The organism is Rhizobium sp. USDA 4016 (assembly GCF_056279705.1).
The window spans coordinates 482863-502270 of record NZ_JBWCCY010000002.1 but is presented as its reverse complement, the minus strand read 5'-3'; the positions used below and the strand labels follow the sequence as shown (position 1 = coordinate 502270).

Below are 19408 nucleotides of genomic sequence, written 5' to 3'. Positions count from 1 at the left end.
CTGGCATCATGCCCGCCAAGAAATCTGAACTTCCGCGACAGATTGGACAGAACTTCTGTATGAATGGCGATTTGGCATTTGCGCAACCTTCCCGATCTGATCTGAATTGTCAGCGAGATTCTTTTTGAGCGTTGCATAAGTAAGAAATGCTTTAGGGTTCGCTTCGAGGTAATCGCGAAAAGCAAGGTGCCGCTCCAGTTCCGGACTATCGGCATCGCACACGTCCAGATGATGAGACGTTGGCCGGCTGCGGCGCCGTTGCGCGATCTGAACGCGCCCTCATACGCCCCGCGCGGCGTGGACGGTTTCGCCCACTGGATTGTGATCCTTCTTCGCTGTACAGCGAGGAAGGTATTTTTGTTGCCGAGCCCATCCCTTTTAGGTGCAATTTTATGACAAGAAAAGTTTATCTGGCCGGTCCGGAGGTCTTCCTCCCAAACGCCCGTGAGATCCTCGATCGGAAGGCAGCACTTGCCCGTGAGGCGGGACTTCTCCCGCTCTCGCCCGGCGATCTGGAAATCCCGCACACGAACTCGAAGCGCGAGCGGGCCGCGGCGATCAACGCGGTGGACGAGAAGATGATGCTTCAGGCGGACGCGATCATCGCCAATCTGACGCCCTTTCGTGGCATTGCCGCCGATACCGGGACAGCCTTCGAACTCGGCTTTATGTGCGCAAGCGGTAAGCCTGTATTCGCTTATACAAATGTGGCCCGCGATCACAGCGGACGAGTGAGCGATCTCTATGGCGGGGCCGTCGCGTATGATGCGGAAGGTCGACTGCGTGACCCGAACGGGATTGCGATCGAGGATTTCGGCCTGGCCGACAATCTCATGCTGCACGCCGGGATTGAGCGGCGCGGTGGCGTCCTCATCATCGGAGACGCGGCACGTGATGCGCTCTATACGGACCTTGCCGCGTTCAAGACGTGTCTTGCCGTTGCCGTTGAGAAGCTGGGCTAAAATGTTCAGATGGCTCTGGCTTTCACTGCTGCGATAGCTGGCGCGATAGGGTTGTTTAACTGCTGGGTAGTCATCCTGCCGCGCTCTGGTGCTGGCAACAATATCTTGACCTCTATGCGGAGCGTCACTGCTCATAGAGATCGGCGCTACGATGCCTCTTGGCAAATCTGACCGCGCCTCTCTCAGCGATGCCCTGCTTAACGCCGCTCAACGTGGCGACGAGAAGTGCGAGCGCGTCAGGCGGACTTCTGACGACCTCCTTCTATGTAGAGTTGATTGAATGTTCAGGGAAGACTATGCTGCACTGCAGCGTCAATCCTTTTGGGGGATGTGCAGATGTTGTCGGTCCTGACGAATGTGCAACTCGAACGCGCGGCAGCCTTGCCGGCTAAATTCACCGACAATCCATTCCGCGCTGTAACGCTCGACGCCATACAGCGACGCAATGCTGTCCTGGATGCCGTTTTCTACGACGTCAACGCCGTCACGCACCAAGAGACGCCAGATCTTGCCTTCTGGCTTGCGCGGGAGGGAGCCATCATTTTCGTGCCGCCGACCGGCGAGGGCCGGCTGCGCGTGTTTCTAACGCCTCAGGACTATCTGCAGAAGGCGGCGCCGGTCACCGCGCTGGCCGTTGCCGGTGTTGGCAGTTCCGCGCTTGGCGCGGCCGCATTCGCGCGTAATATAGCTGACGGGCTCGGCCAACCCGTGGCGGCCGTGGTTTCCGGCTATGGCATCGCGGACATCCTGACGGAAGCGCTCGGCGGTTTCTTCTGGTTCGGTGCGCTCAACGGCATACGGCATGTGTTCGAGCCGCTCGATGCTTTCACCAAGATGTTCTCCCGTACCGAACTGCTCGAGAACGGAAACTTGTGGACGCGGACGAGCAAGGATACGGAAACCGTGATCGCGCTGCTTGAGGACGAGCGCTTCTCGCCTCGCGTTTTGGCCGGGCATTCCAAGGGCAACCTGGTCCTGTCAGAGGCGCTCTACGCGATCACTAAGGAGCGGCCCGACGTTGCGGCGAAGGTTTCGGCGCGATCCCGGATCATCACAATCAGCGCGAAAGTCGGCATGCCCTCCACCTTTAGGGATGTCATCGACGTCATGGGGGAATGGGATTGGTTCGGGGCGCTGAATTCCCGTCCCGACATTCCGGCCGATCTCGTGGTGCCGCGTGCTTGGCACAGCACCAATCCGGGTTTCCCGATGGGAATGGGAATCGACGTTTCGCAAGCCATCCGGCAGGCAATGTCCACTCGCGAAACATCGCCGAAATCGGCGCGCGGGGCGCGTTTTTCCGCGATCCTCGACGCGCCGCAACGCACGATCGCGGCGATGCGCTCAGCATAGCCGCGATGGGACGAGGCTGATCGCGCCCGTTCGCAGCCCGAAAGTCGAAGAGGTTAGACCCGAGACCTGCATGCCGCATGGAGCAACAAGCGATTTTCGCTCGGGATCGACGATATTCCCGACAAGCTCGAATGGAACTATTTCGACCTTTTCCGCAACTCCATCGGCAAGGGGTCGCATACGTGGTTCAGGGACAAAGTCGTGATCGGTCCGAGCAACAGCCAAAGATAAGAAATGTCAACCGCAGCCGACTTATTCAGCGTGAGAGCATGACTCCACCCATATAAGGGTCGGTCGCGGTCGTGTGAAAGTAAATAACGGCAGATTCTGGCAATCCTGCTTCCTGCAACGCCTCAATGACGCACGTTATCGGCAACGGCTCGGAAGAAATGATCGCTACGATTTGCCGCGCTGTTCTGCGCCCATTTTCCGCCGTGGTCACCGTGGTGCCTGGGTTTCGGTCTGTACGAGATCGAGCCGCTGGCCGATACGAATAGATCGTCAAGGTAGCAGTGAGAACGGGTCGAACAGCCTGATTTTTAAGCCAATTTGGCGCTTGACACTTTTTTAGGCGCTCCCTATGTTTTTTTGAACCAAATGGTAAAAAAAGGGGAGCAAATCAATGACCAAAGACATCTTGATTTCACGCCGTGCAGTGATCGCATCGGGCATTGCCCTCGGGGTCAGCGGGTTCGCGCCGCTGGCAAGAGCGGCCCCGATGAAGGTTGCCGGCATTCATGCCTCGCCGGTCGAGAACGCTTGGAATTCCTGTCTGCATAAAGCCTTGCAGGATGCAGCCAAGGAAGGCGTCATCGAGTATGTTTTCTCCGAAGGAGTTTCCGGCACCGACTATCCGCGCGCCATGCGCGAATATGCCGAACAGGGCAACAAGTTGATCATCGGCGAGGCCTATGCCGTCGAAAAAGAAGCGCGGCAGGTGGCCGCCGACTATCCGGACACGGCTTTTGTGCTGGGGTCGAGCGGCGCTGAGGCCGGCGGCAATTTCGGCGTCTTCGGAACCTGGAACCATGACGGCGCCTATCTTGCCGGCATGCTGGCCGGCAAGATGACCAAATCCAATATCGTCGGTTCGGTCGGCGCGATTCCGATCCCCGAAGTCAACATGCTGATCAATGCCTTCGCGGAAGGCGTCAAGGCCGTCAATCCCGATGCAAAGCATCTGGTTTCTTTCATCGGCACCTTCTTCGATCCGCCGAAGGCCCGCGAAGCCGGCCTTGCCCAGATCGACGCCGGCGCCGACATTCTTTTCGGCGAGCGCATCGGCACAGCCGACGCCGCGAAGGAACGCGGCATCAAATCGGTGGGCTCGCTGATCGACTACACGCCGCGCTATCCGGACACCGTGTTCGCCAATGCCATGTGGTACTTCCGCCCGATCCTCAATGCGGCAATCGCCGATGTCGCAGCCGGCAAGCCGGTCGGCAAGAACTACACCCTTTATGGCCTGATGAAGGAAGGCGGCAGCGATATCGTCTTCGTCAAGGGGGTGGCACCGGCCGACGCCGAAGCTGCGATGGAAGCCAAGCGGGCGGAAATAAAGGCTGGCACCTTCGAAGTCCCGAAGATGATGGACGAGCCGAAGTAGTTCGACCGATGCGCCGTGACGCGACCGACCTGGCACAGGCGATCAGGAATGGCAGCCTGACCTCTGTCGAAGCGATGCAGGCCTCGCTTGCATCGGCGGGGGACCATAAAACTCTCGGCACTATTGCTCATCTCGACGAAGCGGTGGGCATGGCGTCGGCCGAAGCCGTGGATCAAGAACGGCGCTCGGAGCCGGGCCGCTTTGCTGCCCGGCCGTTTGCCGGCGTGCCGACGCTGGCGAAGGATCTGGGCGGGCCTTTCGAAGGCATGCCGGTAACGGCCGGGTCCCGTCTCTTCGAAAGAGCCGGCAGCGAGCCGGATTCGGATCTCGCCAGCCGCTTCCGCGAAGCGGGTTTCTGCCTGTTCGGGGTGACGACAAGCCCGGAATTCGGCCTTTCGCTGGCGAGCGAACCGGCGACTGGGCCGATCTGCCGCAACCCGCTCGATCCGGCGCGCACGCCCGGCGGTTCCTCCGGCGGCGCAGCAGCGGCGGTCGCAGCCGGCATTGTAGCGATTGCCCACGCAACGGATGCCGGCGGTTCCATCCGCGTGCCTGCGGCGTGCTGCGGTCTTGTCGGGCTGAAGCCAAGCCGCGGCGCCATGCCCGCCGGCCCATCCTTCGGCAATCATCTCGGCGGCATCGCCAGCGAACTTGCCGTCTGTCGCTCGGTGCGGGATACAGCGCTGATTTTCGATACGCTGCGTGGTAAGGCAAAGGGACCGTTCCCCGATCCGGAGACCGTGGCGGATAGAGGTGGCCGGTTGCGGGTCGGCCTGCTGACAGAGACCGGCTCAAAATATCCGACGGATAGTAAGCGGCTCGAAGCAATCAAGGATGCTGCGCGCACGCTGGAGGCGGATGGACATCAGATCGTCCCGCTCGGCTGGGCCGAATTCGAGCAAAGCGTCGATGCCAGCAGTCGCGCGCTCGGCGACATCATCGCAGTCAATCTCGCATCCTTCATCGATACGCTCGAGCTCGATATTTCACGCGCCGAACCTTTGACCCAGGCATTCATTGAACGCGGGCATGCGCTCACGGGACCGACACTCTGGGCCTCGCTGAATGGCGCCGTGCACACCAGCCGCGCGCTTTGGATTATCTTCGACAGGGTCGATTGCCTATTGATGCCGATGCTTGCGAAGGCGCCCCTTGCGATCGGGTCATTTCCGTTCGATCATGGCGATACCGAGCTGCAGCTTGAGCGGATGGCTGCTTTTGCTCCGCTTGCCTCTCTCGCCAATATTTCAGGATTTCCGGCCTTGACCCTGCCCTTTGGAACCGATGCGGACGGCTTGCCCCTGCCGGTCCAGATCATGGCTCCGATGGGCCACGAGCCGCTTTTGCTGTCGCTCGCCGCACGATTGGAGGCCGAGGAACGCTGGCAGCATCGCTTTCCGGTGGCAGGGCTTGCAGCATGACAATTCCGGTTCTCGAAATCGAAGGCGTCAGCAAGCGCTTCGGCACCAATCTGGCCAATGACGACATCTCGCTGACGCTTGCCAAGGGCGAAATCGTAGCCCTGCTTGGCGAAAACGGCGCGGGCAAGACCACGCTGATGAGCATCCTCTTCGGTCATTATATGCCGGATGCCGGCCGGATTCTGATCGACGGTGCCGAACTCCCGCAGGGCAAGCCCCGCGCCGCGATCCGCGCCGGCGTCGGCATGGTCCACCAGCATTTCTCGCTGGCGCCCAATCTGACCGTTCTCGAAAACGTCATGACCGGTACGGAAAAGCTCTGGTCATGGCGTTCGGGCACATCCGCCGCGCGGAAAAAGCTTCTCGCCATTTCTGAGCGCTTTGGCCTCAAGGTCAATCCGGACGCGCGTCTTGGAGACCTGTCGGTCGGCGAGCAGCAGCGCGTCGAGATCCTCAAGGCGCTCTATAGCGACGCCCGCATCCTGATCCTAGACGAGCCAACGGCGGTACTGACCAATATCGAGGCCGAAAAGCTATTCACGACGCTGAAGGAAATGGCCCGCCAGGGCCTGTCGCTGATCTTCATCTCCCACAAGCTCGATGAGGTGATGGCTGCGGCCGACCGTATCGTCGTCTTGCGCAGCGGCAAGATGGTTGCCGAACGCAGGGTATCCGAAACCAGCAAGGCCGAACTCGCCGAGCTGATGGTCGGCCGCCGCGTAACGCGGCCGATACGCGAGCCATCGACGCCTGGCATGGTTGCGCTGGAGGCCACCGATGTCACGGTGAAGATCGACGGCGTCGAGCGGCTGAAGTCCGTCAGCTTCCATCTGCGCGAAGGCGAAATCCTCGGCATCATCGGTGTCTCGGGCAATGGCCAGGCGGCGCTGGCGCATCTTCTCTCCGGCACGCTCTCGCGCTCATCCGGCGACCTTCTGCTTTTCGGGGAACCTATCGGCAATCTCGGCGTCGGCGATGTCGTCAATGCCGGCATTGGCCGCATTCCGGAAGACCGCAACGAGGAAGGCCTGATCGGCGAAATGGCGATCTGGGAAAACGCCGTGCTGGAGCGCATTTCCTCGCCGGCGTTTTCGCAACGTGGACTTGTGAACCGCAGGGCAGGCATGGCCTTTGCCAAGGAGATCATCGACCAATTCGATGTCCGCGGCGGCAGCCCTTTAAGCCGCGCGCGGCTGCTTTCGGGCGGCAATATGCAAAAGCTTATCCTCGGCCGCAATCTGCACCGGCGGCCGCGGATCCTGATCGCCGCCCAGCCGGCGCGCGGCCTCGATGAAGGTGCCGTGGCAGCCGTACATGCGCGCCTTCTAGAGGCTCGCCGGCAAGGGACCGCTGTGCTTTTGATCTCGGAGGATCTGGACGAAGTGATCGCGCTTGCCGATCGCATCCAGGCGATCGTGGGCGGCAGGCTTTCGCCACCCGTCGAAGCGGAAGTCGCGAACGCACGCGAACTCGGACTGATGATGGCCGGTGAATGGCAGCAATTCCCAGAGGCCGATCATGCGGTTTGAGCGTCGCGAGCATCGTCCACTTTATCTCCTCGTCCTGACGCCGCTGCTCGCCGTGGTCGCAGCGCTGGCACTCTCCGGCATTTTGATCGCGATTGCCGGTGCACCGGTATTCGAGGCCTATTGGCGCATCCTAACGGGCGCCTTCGGCTCGCGGCTTTCGGCAACCGAGACATTGACGCGGGCCACGCCGCTGATGCTAACCGGGCTTGCCGCCGCCGTCGCCTTCCGGGCAAGGCTGTGGAACATCGGCGCCGAGGGTCAATTCTATCTCGGTGCCATCGCGGTTGCCGCAGCGAGTGCCAAGCTGTTTGGCAATCTTCCCGCTCCGGCTCTTATTCCCTTGCTGCTGCTTGTCGGTGCCGTCGCGGGCATGGTCCTGATCCTCATTCCGCTGTGGCTGCGCCTGCGCTTTTCGGTCGATGAGGTCGTGACCAGTCTGCTCATGAACTTCGTCGCCCTGCTCTTCGTCTCGATGCTGATCGACGGGGTGCTCAAGGATCCGCTCGCTTTCGGCTGGCCGCAGTCGCAATCGGTCAGCGATCACGCCATGCTGCCGAAGCTGGTCGCCCGCTCCCGCCTGCATATCGGCCTTGCGATCGCGATTGCGCTGGCGATCATCGTCCATTTCATCCAGTCGCGCACCGTGTTCGGCATGCAATCGCGCGCCACCGGGCTCAATCCGTCCGGCGCTGTTTTCGCCGGCGTTCAGCTTGGCAGAACGCTGGTGAAGGTCGCCTGCCTGTCGGGTGGGCTTGCGGGCCTCGCGGGGGCAATCGAGGTCATGGGCGTCAAGGGTTATGTGACGACCGACCTGTCGCCCGGTTTCGGCTATTCCGGCATCGTTGTCGCGATGCTTGCCAACCTCAATCCACTCGGCGTCGTCTTCGCCGCCATTTTCACGGCTATGATGTTCGTGGGCGCGGATGGCATGAGCCGTGGTCTCGGCATCCCGACCTATATCGCCGATGTCACGGTGGCGCTGTCGCTGCTGACGATGCTGATCGCATTGTTCTTCACCCAATACAGGATCCGGCGATGATGCAACTGTTCGACATCATCGCTTCCGCCGGGCTCTGGGCGGCAATCCTGCGGATCGCCACGCCGCTGATTTTTGGCACGCTCGGCGCACTGCTCTGTGAACGGGCTGGCGTGCTCAATCTCGGCATCGAAGGCATCATGACCATCGGCGCGATGATCGGCTGGCTTTCCGTCTATCACGGCGCCGATCTCTGGGCCGGCCTGCTGATCGCTGCGGTGGTCGGCGGGGTCTTCGGCCTGCTGCATGCGGGCCTGACGGTATCGCTGGGCCTCTCCCAGCATGTCTCCGGTCTTGGCGTCACGCTGTTTGCCTCCAGCTTCAGCTATTATGTCTTCCGGCTGATCGTGCCGCTTGCCAATACCCCACCCACCGTCGTGCCGTTCCAGCCGATCGCCATTCCTGGCCTCTCGACGCTGCCCTTCATCGGGCCGGCCTTTTTCACGCAGACGGCGCCGACCTATCTCGCGATCGCCATTGCCCTGCTGATGGCCTACATCATCTTCCGCACACCCGTCGGGCTTGCGATCCGCATGGCCGGCGAAAATCCGCATGCGGCGGAAGCACAAGGTGTCAATCCGATGAAGGTACGCTACGGCGCAGTGGTTGCTGGAAGCGCGCTGATGGGAATGGGCGGCGCCTTCCTGACATTGTCGGCGTTCAACAGCTTCTTCCCCACCATGGTGCAGGGACGCGGCTGGATCTGCATCGCGCTCGTTGTCTTCGCCTCCTGGCGGCCGGGCCGCGCGCTGTTCGGTGCCCTGCTCTTCGCCTTTTTCGATGCCTTCCAGCTTCGGCTGCAAACCGCGCTGAGCGGGCTCGTGCCCTATCAGCTTTTTCTGATGACCCCCTATATTCTTTCCATCGCCGCGCTTGCCGTCATGGCCCGCCGTGCCCGCGTCCCGCAGGCGCTGATGCAACCCTATCGCCGCGGCGAACGTTGAAACCGCTCGCATCCAATGAGGCTCCGATGTTCGATCTGATCGTCAGAAATGCAAATCTCGCCGATGGCCGAACCAGCATCGATATCGGCGTCCAGGGCGGCAGGATCATCGCTGTCGAGCGCAATCTCCAGGCGCAAGCGGGGGAAGAAATCGACGCAACCGGCCGGCTGGTCAGTCCTCCTTTCGTCGATCCGCATTTCCACATGGACGCCACCCTGTCGCTCGGACTGCCGCGCATGAACGTATCCGGCACCCTGCTCGAGGGCATCGCGCTCTGGGGAGAGTTGCGCCCGATCGTGACGAAGGAGGAACTGGTCGATCGTGCGCTGCGCTATTGCGATCTGGCGGTGACGCAGGGGCTGCTCTTCATCCGCAGTCATGTCGATACTAGCGATCCCAGACTGGTGACCGTGGAGGCGATGATCGAGGTTCGCGAAAAGGTCGCGCCCTATATCGATCTGCAGCTGGTCGCCTTCCCCCAGGACGGTTATTACCGCTCGCCGGGCGCGATCGACGCGCTCAACCGTGCCCTCGATATGGGAGTCGATATCGTCGGCGGCATTCCCCACTTCGAACGGACGATGGGCGAAGGTACGGCTTCGGTCGAGGCGCTCTGCCGCATCGCCGCCGATCGCGGCCTGCCGGTCGACATGCATTGCGACGAAACCGACGATCCGCTCTCGCGCCATATCGAGACGCTGGCCGCGGAAACCATCCGCTTCGGCCTGCAGGGACGCGTCGCCGGCTCGCATCTGACCTCGATGCACTCGATGGACAACTACTACGTCTCCAAGCTGATCCCGCTGATGGCGGAGGCGCGGATCAACGTGATCCCCAACCCCTTGATTAACATCATGCTGCAAGGCCGGCACGACACCTATCCGAAGCGCCGCGGCATGACCCGCGTGCGCGAATTGATGGATGCCGGCCTCAATGTCTCCTTCGGGCACGATTGCGTCATGGATCCCTGGTACTCGATGGGATCGGGCGACATGCTGGAGGTCGGCCACATGGCGATCCACGTCGCGCAGATGGCCGGCATCGAGGACAAGAAGAAGATCTTCCATGCTCTGACGGACAACTCGGCAAAGACGATGGGCCTTGAAGGCTATGGCCTGGAAATCGGCTGCAACGCAGACCTCGTCATCCTGCAGGCGCAGGATACGCTGGAAGCGCTGCGGCTGAAGCCGAACCGGCTCGCGGTCATCCGGCGCGGCAAGGTCATCGGCCGTTCGGCACCACGCATCGGCGAGCTTTTCCTCGATGGGCGCCCTGCAAAGGTCGATGGCGGCCTGGATTACGCACCTCGCCATTGAAATGCGGGTCGGCACAATCAGACGCCGCGCTTGTTGCTCCAGAGCCGAAGGGCAGCAGTGGTCCTGCTCGCGTAGTAGATGGAGATCGGGCCTGCGTCCGCATACTAGTTCAGACAAGTCGGACGACCTCGCCGCGCTCCAGGTACGCTAGCGCGTCAGGTTTGGATCATCGTGACGCCGAGCCCAAGAACGGCCGCCTTGCACATCGCCGCCGGGGTCGTTGATCAGCAAATCCAGTGGCAAAAGATCATTCATCGCCACGGCTGGCGTGCTCCGCGCGTGCCTGAAGGTCCTTCAAAACCGCGAGAGCACGCGGCGCCTTTTCAATTGGAACAAAGATGTGATCGTGGAAACAAGCCGCCACCACGTTGCAACTGATGCCCGCCTCGGTAAGAGCCGCAGCGAAAGCCGCGGTTAAGCCAACTGCTTCGAGGTCGGAGTGGACCGTGAGCGTGATCCATGCGGCACGAAACAGGATCTCGACGTTTGCACTCTCCGCGGCGGCCAGTTTGACTATCAGAGTCAGCCCCTCTCTTTCTCTGAACGTACCGAAAACAGCTTGCTCATCAAAAGCCTTGGCAGCTTCCCGATCTGGAACATAAATGAATGCCACTGCGCTCGGGTTCAGTTCCGGCGACACTGTTGCAAGCAGTTTACTGAGATCTGAGACCGGAGCAGACATTGACCCTCACCACGTTTCTTGTTGCGGCTGATAGGTTACTGGCTCATCCTGTGGCTACAAGCGGAGATTTTGCCATGAAGCGGCCCACCGCGTCGAGCCTTAGGGGGGATCACAGGACCGATGTACTTGTCGTAGGTGGCGGCTTCACCGGCATGACGGCCGCGCTAGGCGCAACTGAGAGCGGCGTCAAGGTCATAATGCTCGAAGCCAATGAGATTGGCCCTCGGCGTCCGGCCGCAACAACGGCCTCGTGATTTCTCATCACTCGAAGGCTTCGCTCCGCCTTCGCGGCGAGATGCGCCAACTCGTCCTCCGACAGCTACCATCTTCTTCGTGCGGGGGAAATTAAGCGCGGCCGCATCTTCTCCCTCGATATAGGTGATGGTCGACAGCAGGTCGTATGCCGGGCACAGCGCAGGGTGAGTCGCGCAATGCTGATATATAAAAGCGTATCATGTGGCTGAATTACATATAATTATGTATCGCTACGGACCTGTAACGACCATGGTCGCGTGGCGGTGTGAGAACTGACGGCGGGCAAGCTGAAGACTCATCTTCTCCTTCCTCCTCCGGTTCTTCTTCCTCTTCCCCATCCGGTGGAAATTCGCGATTCTCCATGGCGTCGCGCATATCACCATAGGCGTTATCGTCGAAGTGGCCCTCAGGCTGGGCGCATACATCGCGCGACGATCGAGCTCGCGTGATTGAGAACCAGGTCCAATCGCGAACGAAACCTATCCTGGAGAATAGGTTTCGTCCTCGAAAATTCTTGATATCCTCGCTACATCTAGCAACGCGCGAATGACCAGAAGCACAGCGGAATTGCTCACGACATGGGGATGTCATGCGTAAGAAGACTGACAGGGTTGGCCACTATAGGCGGGCGCTCAACGATCTGGCAATTGTTGCAAGGATCGCACGCAAGCAGCGCCAATCGACGAGCGCGCAACCATGAGCTTGCCTTGTTCCACCGATTCTCTCGAGAGCTCGCCGGCTGAGACAATCGGTGCGAGCCGGGACGAAACGAAGGCCGCCGATCAGAACCCTGCTAACGAAATGTCACGTGTTCTCAGGACTGCGCCAATTCATCTTGCGGCGGACCCCTCCGGCGGTGCAATCGCCCACTGGAATCACGGCCCCTTACATGATGTCGTCGAGCCCATGACCGACCACGTCATCATGGCTTACAACGGCGCGATACAGCGCATGGAACGGCGGTCAGGAAGATCGATCGTGAGCGGAACGTTTCGTCGCGGGGTTGTGATCATCATCCCGGCTGGATCAAGCTCCCGATGGGATATTCCAAAACCGGTTGATGTCGTTCAGCTCTATCTTCCCCACACGACACTGACGCGCATTGCCGACGAAACCGATACTTTCACGCCGACCGATCTCTTGGAGCGAACGGCGCATCCGGACCTCATTACATCCCGATTGCTCCTGAGCGCAGCCGATGTCCTGGAAGGCAATACGGCACTGGATACACTGTTCAGGCAGCAGTTGACCGATCTTCTGGCCACGCGCCTGCTGGCTGCACATACCGGCAAGGCACCGAGCTATCAGCCGGCGCTCGGCGGCCTCGCGCCGAGCGTGCTGCGCCGGGCCATCGAACGATTGCGATCGGACGCAGACGCGGACGTCTCCCTCGCGGCCCTCGCTGCCGATTCCGGGCTGTCACGTTTTCATTTCTGTCGCGCTTTCAAGGAAAGCACGGGGCTTTCGCCTCACAACTGGCTCCGTCAATATCGGCTCGAGCAGGCCATAATCATGCTGCGCGATCCTCAAAATTCGATCGCGTTGGTCGCAGCCTCCCTCGGTTATGCCTCGCAAACAGCATTTGCAGCTGCATTCCGAAAATTGACCGGTGAAACACCGACCGATTGGCGGCGGCGCCACGGCTGACCGCAATCTCCTTTCGCCTCGCCTCAGATTCCGGACTGTCGCGTTCTTTCGCTGCGACGTCATCGGCGCGAACAAACGACGACCATGCCGCGCGATCCCACTGGCATGGCGTTGGTCGCAGCCTCACTTGACTGCGCCTCGCAAACAGCCTTGGCCGCCACATTTCGAAAGCTGACCGGTAAAACGCCGGGCGATGCGGCGCATCCGCTAACCGCAATTGCTCTGCAATGGCGCCAATCCCTCTGGCGCAGCCGCAGACCTGTTTCGCTAAACCACTATTGCGCCCATACCAATGGATCCTGCGGAGACAAAGGATGGTCTGGGACACCGATTACGGGTCAATCAACGAAGCGACCCGTAGCGGCTTGCATACGCGATTTTAGCAACTGTCCGTCCGATTCGATGACGGGCGCCGAAACAAATATTCTACAAAGGATCAGCACAATGACCTCCATTACAACCAGCGACGGTGTTCAACTTTTTTACAAGGACTGGGGACCGAAGTCCGCTCAGCCGATCGTCTTTCACCACGGCTGGCCGCTCAGCTCCGACGATTGGGATAATCAAATGCTCTTCTTCCTTGGCAATGGCTTTCGCGTGATCGGCCATGATCGCCGCGGTCATGGCCGATCGAGCCAGGTGAGCGACGGTCATGACATGGATCACTACGCCTCCGACGTTGCCGCAATGGTCGACGACCTCGATCTTCACAACGCGATCCATGTCGGCCACTCTACCGGCGGCGGTGAAGCCGCGCGGTATGTCGCGCGCCACGGCAAGGGCCGCGTTGCCAAACTGATCCTGATTGCGGCCGTGCCGCCATTGATGTTGAAGACCGCCGCCAATCCCGGCGGTTTGCCGATCGAGGCATTCGACGGATTGCGCAGCCAGCTGGCCGCCAACCGTTCGCAGTTCTATCGCGATTTTCCAAGCGGCCCCTTCTACGGCTACAACCGCCCGGGTGCCGAGCCTTCGCAGGCGGTCATCTCAAACTGGTGGCGTCAGGGCATGATGGGCGGCGCGAAAGCGCATTACGACGGCATCAAGGCATTCTCGGAGACGGATTTCACCGAGGACCTGAAGAACATCACCGTGCCGACGCTGGTGTTGCATGGCGATGACGACCAGATCGTTCCCATCGGTGCCGCCGCTCCGTTGTCGGCGAAGCTCCTGCAGGCCGGCACGCTGAAAATCTACGAGAACCTGCCGCATGGGCTGTGCACGACACATCCAGATGTGGTCAATGCCGACATGCTGGCCTTCATCACCGCCTAAGCGACGTCGCTTCACCAATCCGTGCGCCATCGTTACCGACCATCTCGCCGCCCATCAGGAGCGGCAACGGTGACGCGCGGCCTTTTGAAACTACAAACCACGGAGTGAATAATATGAGACTTGTAATTGTAGGCGCCGGTTTCGCCGGCATGTACGCCGCACTGTCCGCAGCCCGCCTGCGCGATATCGAAGGCGTTTCGCCCGAAGAGCTCGAAATCGCGCTGGTGTCCCCGGAACCGACGCTCGTCATCCGCCCCCGGCTCTACGAGCCGAAACCCGAGACCCTGACGGCACCTCTGCAGGATGTATTTCACGCCATCGATGTCGCCTACGTGCAGGGCAGCGTGGAAGCGATCGACACGAAGGCCTGCACCGTAGAAGTCGTCAATGCCAGGGGCGAACGAAAGTCCCTTCAGTATCATCGCCTTGTGCTCGCCACCGGCAGCCGGCTGTTCCGCCCGAATATTCCGGGCCTTGCCGAATACGGCTTCAGCGTCGATAACATCGATGACGCCATTGCCCTTGATCGCCACCTGCACGAGCTTGCGAAGATGCCGGCCTCGGCCGCGCGCGACACCATCGTTGTTGCAGGCGCCGGTTTCACAGGTATCGAGGCGGCGACCGAGATGCCTTCGCGGCTGCGGACCCTGTTCGACAAAACCGCCAATCCGCGTGTCATTATCGTCGACCGCAGCAGCGCGGTAGCCCCCGACATGGGCGAAGGTCCGCGCCCGATCATCGAGGAAGCACTGCGCAAGCTCGGCGTGGAAACGCGGCTCAATGCCGGCGTTTCATCGCTGGATAAATCCGGAGTTACCCTGAATACCGGCGAGCATATAGAAACCATGACCGTGATCTGGGCGGCAGGCATGCGGGCCAATCCACTGACCACCCAAATTCCCGGCGAGCGTGACAAATTCGACCGGCTGCTGGTCGATGGCTGCCTGCGTGTGCCGTCCGTACCCGGCGTCTTCGCCACCGGGGATGCGGCGCGCGCCGCGTGCGACGGCTGCGGCAACTACGCACTGATGTCGTGCCAGCACGCCACACGCATGGGTGCCTTCGCGGGCAACAACGCCGCCGCTGAACTGTTGGGCGTGCCGGCACGGCAATATCATCAGGAAGCCTATGTCACCTGCCTCGACCTCGGCGATGCGGGAGCCCTCTTTACCCGAGGCTGGGACCGTAAGGTGGAGATGGTCGGCGAGAAAGCGAAGGCGACCAAACAGGAAATCAACACCGTCTGGATCTATCCGCCGCAGCCCGAGCGAGCCGCTGCGCTGGCTTCCGCCGATCCGGAGCGTGTGACGGACCTCTGATCACATCACGACACGAGCTGCGCTCTGTGCAAGAGCGCAGCTCGTTATATTCCGGCCTGCTCGTAAGGCGCACCATCAATTCATCGATCGTTTTCTCCTGTCGGTCACGACATGGAGCTTGGCGCCCAGGCCTGCCTTGGAACGGTCTCAGACTTTCGGCATCAGGGCCTCTTTTTTGCCTGCGTGGCTGAGGCTCTAAGAGATCCTGCCGCACTCCCCGCTCCACCCAGTCAACAGTGGCGCCGCTTGACAGTGCGGTAATCGCCAAATCACTCCGGCAGGTCGCGCCAGCGCCCACCGGAAGGGCCATCCAGAAGATCGCATCAATAAGGCGTCTGTTATCGGCTCGCGGGCCGCGCTTGCCGCGGCAGCCATCGGGCATCAAGGGCGCAAGCCAGTTCCATTGGGCTTCATCAACGGGATCGCGCTCTTCATACATGGCTGATCCACGCATTCGGGGTCAATCTCCCATGATCAGCTCGCGGCTTTACGAATAACACGGCGCCGTTGAACAATTTTCAAAAAATTCTAATATTTAATTGCCATCGCAACCCGATATGGCCCATGCGACGACAACGTCCTCGCATCCACCCAGCTTGCCTCAATTCGTATCTGGCTACGATCGGACGGTGACCTAGACCGGCCGGGATTCGGGGGGATACTGGTTGCCGATCGGTGCCGGCACGAAAGCGAGGCTTTCGGCCGGCATGGCGAGCGAAAGCCCGCTTGCTCTGCATTGGTCATGAAGCAGGTCGACGATCTCGTTCTTGGCGGGCGTTCGAATGGCGACGCTGTCGACGCGGAATTGCAGCTCGACGTCGATTGCGACCGCGTCGATGGCCGTCAGGGCAACGACCGGCGGCGGATTCTTGACGATTCGGACGCTGGCTCGCAGCACAGACCGCATGACTTCCTCGACAATCTGCGGTCTTTGCGTTGCAGCGATGCGCACACGCAACGCAATCAGGTGGGTTTCGTCAGGGCGGCTGAGGTTTGTCACGCCCTGCTTTGCCAGGATGCTGTTCGGTAGCACGACGACATTGTGCGTAACGGTCAGCAGGTTGGTGGAGCGCCAGGTGGTTTCGATGACGCGACCCTCGGTTCCGTCGTTCAACTGGACCCAGTCGCCTATTGCATAGGCCCTGCCGAGCGTCAGCGCGATGCCGGAAAAGACATCGCCAAGCGTATTCTGTAACGCGAGGCCGAAGATGACGGCTATGACGCCCGATGTTGCAACCAAGGTGCCGACCGGCATGCCGAAGACGAAACCGATGACGGAAAGCGCCACGCCGAGATAGATGACGGCAATGGCCATATCCTGGATGAGATGTGCTTCCCGTGGCTTGCGGTTCAGTCTGACGTAGATCTGGATGAAGCCGATGATCGTCCAGGCGAGATGGGTCCACCACAGGATTCTGGCCGATTTGGAAAGCAGCGCGGCAAAACCTTGCGTGTAGATACCGTCGGGCCGATGCGGAGCGATGCCCCCCAGATAGAGCACGAGGCTCATGTTGGTGAAGAACAGGATCTGGACGATCAGGCGTCCCCTCGGACGGTTGCCGCCCTGGATGTGCCACACGACGATGCCGGCAATTCCCAGAAGGTTGATCAGAACAAGCGGCACGAAATTGTCATTACCAAACATGGCAGCAATCACCGATTTTGGTTGCGTCAAAGAGCGGCCGGGCACCAGCACTGCGGGCCCGGCCTGATCGGCTATTTCTTGATCGGGAATGTCAGTTCTTGCTCGGCGCTATCGACGACGAAGACTGCAAGCAGCCTTGCCGGCTTGGTCTTGCTGGCGTTTTCGCTGACACCGTGGCGATCGCCCGGCAATTCCGAAAAGCTGTCACCGGCCTTATAGACGGTGACGGGGCCATCGTTGACCTGACTACTGATCGCGCCTTCGAGGACGGTCGCGTAAATGAAGGCGGACGCTGGATGGGTATGGCCCTCCGAGAAACCGCCCGGAGCATATTCGACGAGTACGCCCTTCATGCTCTTGCCTGGAACGTTCGGCAGTTCATGGTCATAGACCAGCGTAACCTTCGCGCCCTCGCCGCCACCCGGCGTATCATGTGCAAGAGCCGAACCTGATAGGAGAGCCGTCAACGCAACGGCAAAATGCAATGACTTGATCATGTCTATCGTCCTTTCGTGACTGAGGCAGTGGGTCGCCTATAGGACGGCCCGTATGCAAGTCGTTATTTTCTGGGGGTTGTCGTAAACCAATCATCGAAACGGATGTGGCCGATGCGAGGATGATTGTCGGAAACGAGTGAACCGTCTTCCAGTTTGGTCCCGAAATACCGGGCATCCGGATCTGCGATAACGGTGCGGGAATCTCCGATCGCCTTGAGGTAGCGCGCGGCGAAATCGCAAAGACGTGCGCGCTCGGGGCCGCAGATTTCGACGATGCCGTTAGCCGGCGCCGCAAGCGCCGCGTCCGTTACGAAATCGGCGACGTCGTCGGACGCGATCGGCTGCAGGAAACCCGTCGACAAGCGGGCCGTGTCGCCGACCGTGCCCTCTTGGGCGATGCCGCCGAGAAATTCCATGAACTGTGTGGAACGCACGATCGTATAGGGAATGCCGGCTGCCAGGATGATCTTTTCCTGGGCGACCTTGGCTCGAAGATAGCCGCTATCCGGCAACCGATCCGTGCCGACGATCGAAAGCGCGACGTGGTGTTTCACGCCGGCCTCGATTTCCGCTGCCATCAGGTTCTTGCCCGCCGTCTGAAAGAATTCGAGCACGGCCTTATCCTCGAAGGATGGCGAGTTCGCGAGGTCGATCACCACCTCGGTATTCTTCAGCGCTTCTGCCAAGCCCTCTCCGGTGAGGGAATTGACGCCAGTTTTCGGGGCAGCGGCAATGACCTCATGCCCCTTCGTGCGCAGGCGCTCTGCAGTCTTGGAACCGATCAGGCCGGTTCCGCCGATAATCACGATTTTCATAAGATGCTCCATTTGCTGCGCGCCCATGCGGTGCGCGTGGTTCAATAGGTGGTAGGTGAAGGCCTGGTTGAAGCTCGGGCTTGAAGGCCGAGCTGGACACGGCCTTCAAGGATGCTGCTCTGGTTCGGCCTTAATTCAACATGCGGTCAGTAGTCCCAGAAGACCGGTACCCAACGAAAGGCGTTGCCGTCGACCGCGACATGACCAACAGAAGGAAACGGCATATGAGTTGCCACCAGCAGTTCGCCGGTCGCTGCCAGCTCCTGCAAAAGCCGGACCCGAACGCGGGCAGCTTCCTCGGGGTCATGTTCGAAACCGTTGTGCCAGTCGGGGTGGTCGAACCCGACTGCGAACACGGCGTCGCCGGCAAACATCAGCCGGTCGTTGCCCGAGGCCACGCGGACCACGCTGTGCCCGGGGGTGTGGCCGCCGGTACGAGAGACGACCACGCCGGGCGCCACCTCATGCTCATCCTCGAACAACCGCAGCTGGCTCTGGTACTCTTTGCTGAACCGCTTGGCGGCTGCCCGAAGCGCGTCCGGGAAGCCCGCCGGCATCGAGACGTGAGAGAAATCGGGCGACTCCCAAAATTTGACCTCGGCAGCGGCCACATGGATCCGCAGGTCCGGATTCAGCCGTTCCTTCACCCCGTCGACGAGCAGCCCGCCAACGTGGTCCATGTGCATGTGGGTCAGCACCACGTCGGTCACGGATCCAAGATCAATGCCGGCGGCCGCCAGTCGCTTCATCAACTGCCCGGCCCGCGGCAGGTTCAAGTCCGGGTCCAACCCCAGCCCAGCGTCGATGAGTATGGTCTGCCCGCCGCTACGCACCACGACGACGTTCAGCGCCCAGTCGAAGGCGTCCGGCGGCAGGAACATGTCGCCCAGCCAGGCGGCCCGGGCGGCCGGATCGGCATTGTGGCCCAACATCGCGGTCGGCAGCGGTAGCACCCCATCGCTGACCACCAGCACGTCAATCTCGCCGATCCGCACCGCGTAGCGCGACGGAACCAGCTCTTCGGATTCCGGTCTACCGGGATGTGCGGTGTTGTCCAGTTTCATGCTTGCCTCCTGAGTGTTGTTGTTGATCATCTGGTTCATCTT

General features: G+C 60.7%; 18 protein-coding genes and 1 pseudogene. 12 read left to right on the top strand and 7 right to left on the bottom strand.

The window, feature by feature from the left end; all coding sequences use genetic code 11:
- Positions 1-6: 6 nt before the first annotated feature.
- A complete protein-coding gene (locus ACZ9DP_RS03340) occupies positions 7-267 on the bottom strand; it encodes a GrpB family protein (RefSeq protein WP_476202185.1) in 261 nt (86 codons plus the stop codon).
- Between the two features lie 125 nt (positions 268-392).
- Between ACZ9DP_RS03340 and ACZ9DP_RS03335 the strand changes: the two genes are divergently transcribed.
- The 8 genes from ACZ9DP_RS03335 (at position 393) to ACZ9DP_RS03300 (ending at position 10167) form a co-directional block, all read left to right on the top strand.
- Complete coding sequence (locus tag ACZ9DP_RS03335) at positions 393-962, top strand: nucleoside 2-deoxyribosyltransferase (RefSeq protein WP_476200234.1); 570 nt, start codon at positions 393-395, stop codon at positions 960-962.
- A 336-nt stretch (positions 963-1298) separates the two neighbouring features.
- Positions 1299-2315 (top strand): hypothetical protein, encoded by a 1017-nt coding sequence (locus ACZ9DP_RS03330; RefSeq protein WP_476200233.1) that lies wholly within the window; start codon positions 1299-1301, stop codon positions 2313-2315.
- 622 nt (positions 2316-2937) lie between these two features.
- A complete protein-coding gene (locus ACZ9DP_RS03325; protein WP_194730470.1) occupies positions 2938-3921 on the top strand; it encodes a BMP family protein in 984 nt (327 codons plus the stop codon).
- A gap of 8 nt (positions 3922-3929) precedes the next feature.
- Positions 3930-5342: an amidase gene (locus ACZ9DP_RS03320; protein ID WP_476200232.1), complete on the top strand. Its 1413-nt coding sequence runs from the start codon at positions 3930-3932 to the stop codon at positions 5340-5342.
- Positions 5339-6871 (top strand): ABC transporter ATP-binding protein, encoded by a 1533-nt coding sequence (locus tag ACZ9DP_RS03315; protein ID WP_476200231.1) that lies wholly within the window; start codon positions 5339-5341, stop codon positions 6869-6871. Before ACZ9DP_RS03320 ends, ACZ9DP_RS03315 begins: the two co-directional genes overlap by 4 nt.
- Positions 6861-7910, top strand: coding sequence for an ABC transporter permease (locus ACZ9DP_RS03310; RefSeq protein ID WP_239602808.1), 1050 nt, complete (start codon positions 6861-6863; stop codon positions 7908-7910). The genes ACZ9DP_RS03315 and ACZ9DP_RS03310 overlap by 11 nt, the downstream gene beginning before the upstream one ends.
- Positions 7907-8851: an ABC transporter permease gene (locus ACZ9DP_RS03305; RefSeq protein WP_476200230.1), complete on the top strand. Its 945-nt coding sequence runs from the start codon at positions 7907-7909 to the stop codon at positions 8849-8851. The genes ACZ9DP_RS03310 and ACZ9DP_RS03305 overlap by 4 nt, the downstream gene beginning before the upstream one ends.
- 26 nt (positions 8852-8877) lie before the next feature.
- On the top strand, positions 8878-10167 hold the full coding sequence (locus ACZ9DP_RS03300; RefSeq protein WP_476200229.1) for an amidohydrolase family protein: 1290 nt from the start codon (positions 8878-8880) through the stop codon (positions 10165-10167).
- A 247-nt stretch (positions 10168-10414) separates the two neighbouring features.
- Here the strand turns inward: ACZ9DP_RS03300 and ACZ9DP_RS03295 are convergent, their stop codons facing one another.
- Entirely contained in the window at positions 10415-10849 is a 435-nt protein-coding gene (locus ACZ9DP_RS03295) for an ACT domain-containing protein (RefSeq protein WP_476200228.1), read from the bottom strand.
- Positions 10850-10923: 74 nt separating this feature from the next.
- Between ACZ9DP_RS03295 and ACZ9DP_RS03290 the strand changes: the two genes are divergently transcribed.
- The 4 genes from ACZ9DP_RS03290 (at position 10924) to ACZ9DP_RS03275 (ending at position 15345) form a co-directional block, all read left to right on the top strand.
- Positions 10924-11103: an FAD-dependent oxidoreductase gene (locus ACZ9DP_RS03290; protein ID WP_476200227.1), complete on the top strand. Its 180-nt coding sequence runs from the start codon at positions 10924-10926 to the stop codon at positions 11101-11103.
- Between the two features lie 697 nt (positions 11104-11800).
- A complete protein-coding gene (locus tag ACZ9DP_RS03285; protein ID WP_476200226.1) occupies positions 11801-12751 on the top strand; it encodes a helix-turn-helix domain-containing protein in 951 nt (316 codons plus the stop codon).
- 444 nt (positions 12752-13195) lie between these two features.
- Positions 13196-14026: an alpha/beta fold hydrolase gene (locus tag ACZ9DP_RS03280; protein WP_476200225.1), complete on the top strand. Its 831-nt coding sequence runs from the start codon at positions 13196-13198 to the stop codon at positions 14024-14026.
- A 113-nt stretch (positions 14027-14139) separates the two neighbouring features.
- Positions 14140-15345 (top strand): NAD(P)/FAD-dependent oxidoreductase, encoded by a 1206-nt coding sequence (locus ACZ9DP_RS03275; protein ID WP_476200224.1) that lies wholly within the window; start codon positions 14140-14142, stop codon positions 15343-15345.
- Between the two features lie 272 nt (positions 15346-15617).
- Here ACZ9DP_RS03275 and ACZ9DP_RS03270 read toward each other — a convergent pair.
- From ACZ9DP_RS03270 to ACZ9DP_RS03250, 5 genes and pseudogenes are all read right to left on the bottom strand, one after another.
- A pseudogene (locus ACZ9DP_RS03270) lies at positions 15618-15784 on the bottom strand (transposase); the annotation flags it as partial.
- Positions 15785-15979: 195 nt separating this feature from the next.
- Entirely contained in the window at positions 15980-16990 is a 1011-nt protein-coding gene (locus ACZ9DP_RS03265; protein WP_476200223.1) for a mechanosensitive ion channel family protein, read from the bottom strand.
- Between the two features lie 71 nt (positions 16991-17061).
- On the bottom strand, positions 17062-17487 hold the full coding sequence (locus ACZ9DP_RS03260) for a cupin domain-containing protein (protein WP_239602775.1): 426 nt from the start codon (positions 17485-17487) through the stop codon (positions 17062-17064).
- Between the two features lie 62 nt (positions 17488-17549).
- Complete coding sequence (locus tag ACZ9DP_RS03255; protein WP_476200222.1) at positions 17550-18302, bottom strand: SDR family oxidoreductase; 753 nt, start codon at positions 18300-18302, stop codon at positions 17550-17552.
- A gap of 146 nt (positions 18303-18448) precedes the next feature.
- Positions 18449-19405 (bottom strand): MBL fold metallo-hydrolase, encoded by a 957-nt coding sequence (locus tag ACZ9DP_RS03250; protein ID WP_476200221.1) that lies wholly within the window; start codon positions 19403-19405, stop codon positions 18449-18451.
- Positions 19406-19408 lie beyond the last annotated feature (3 nt).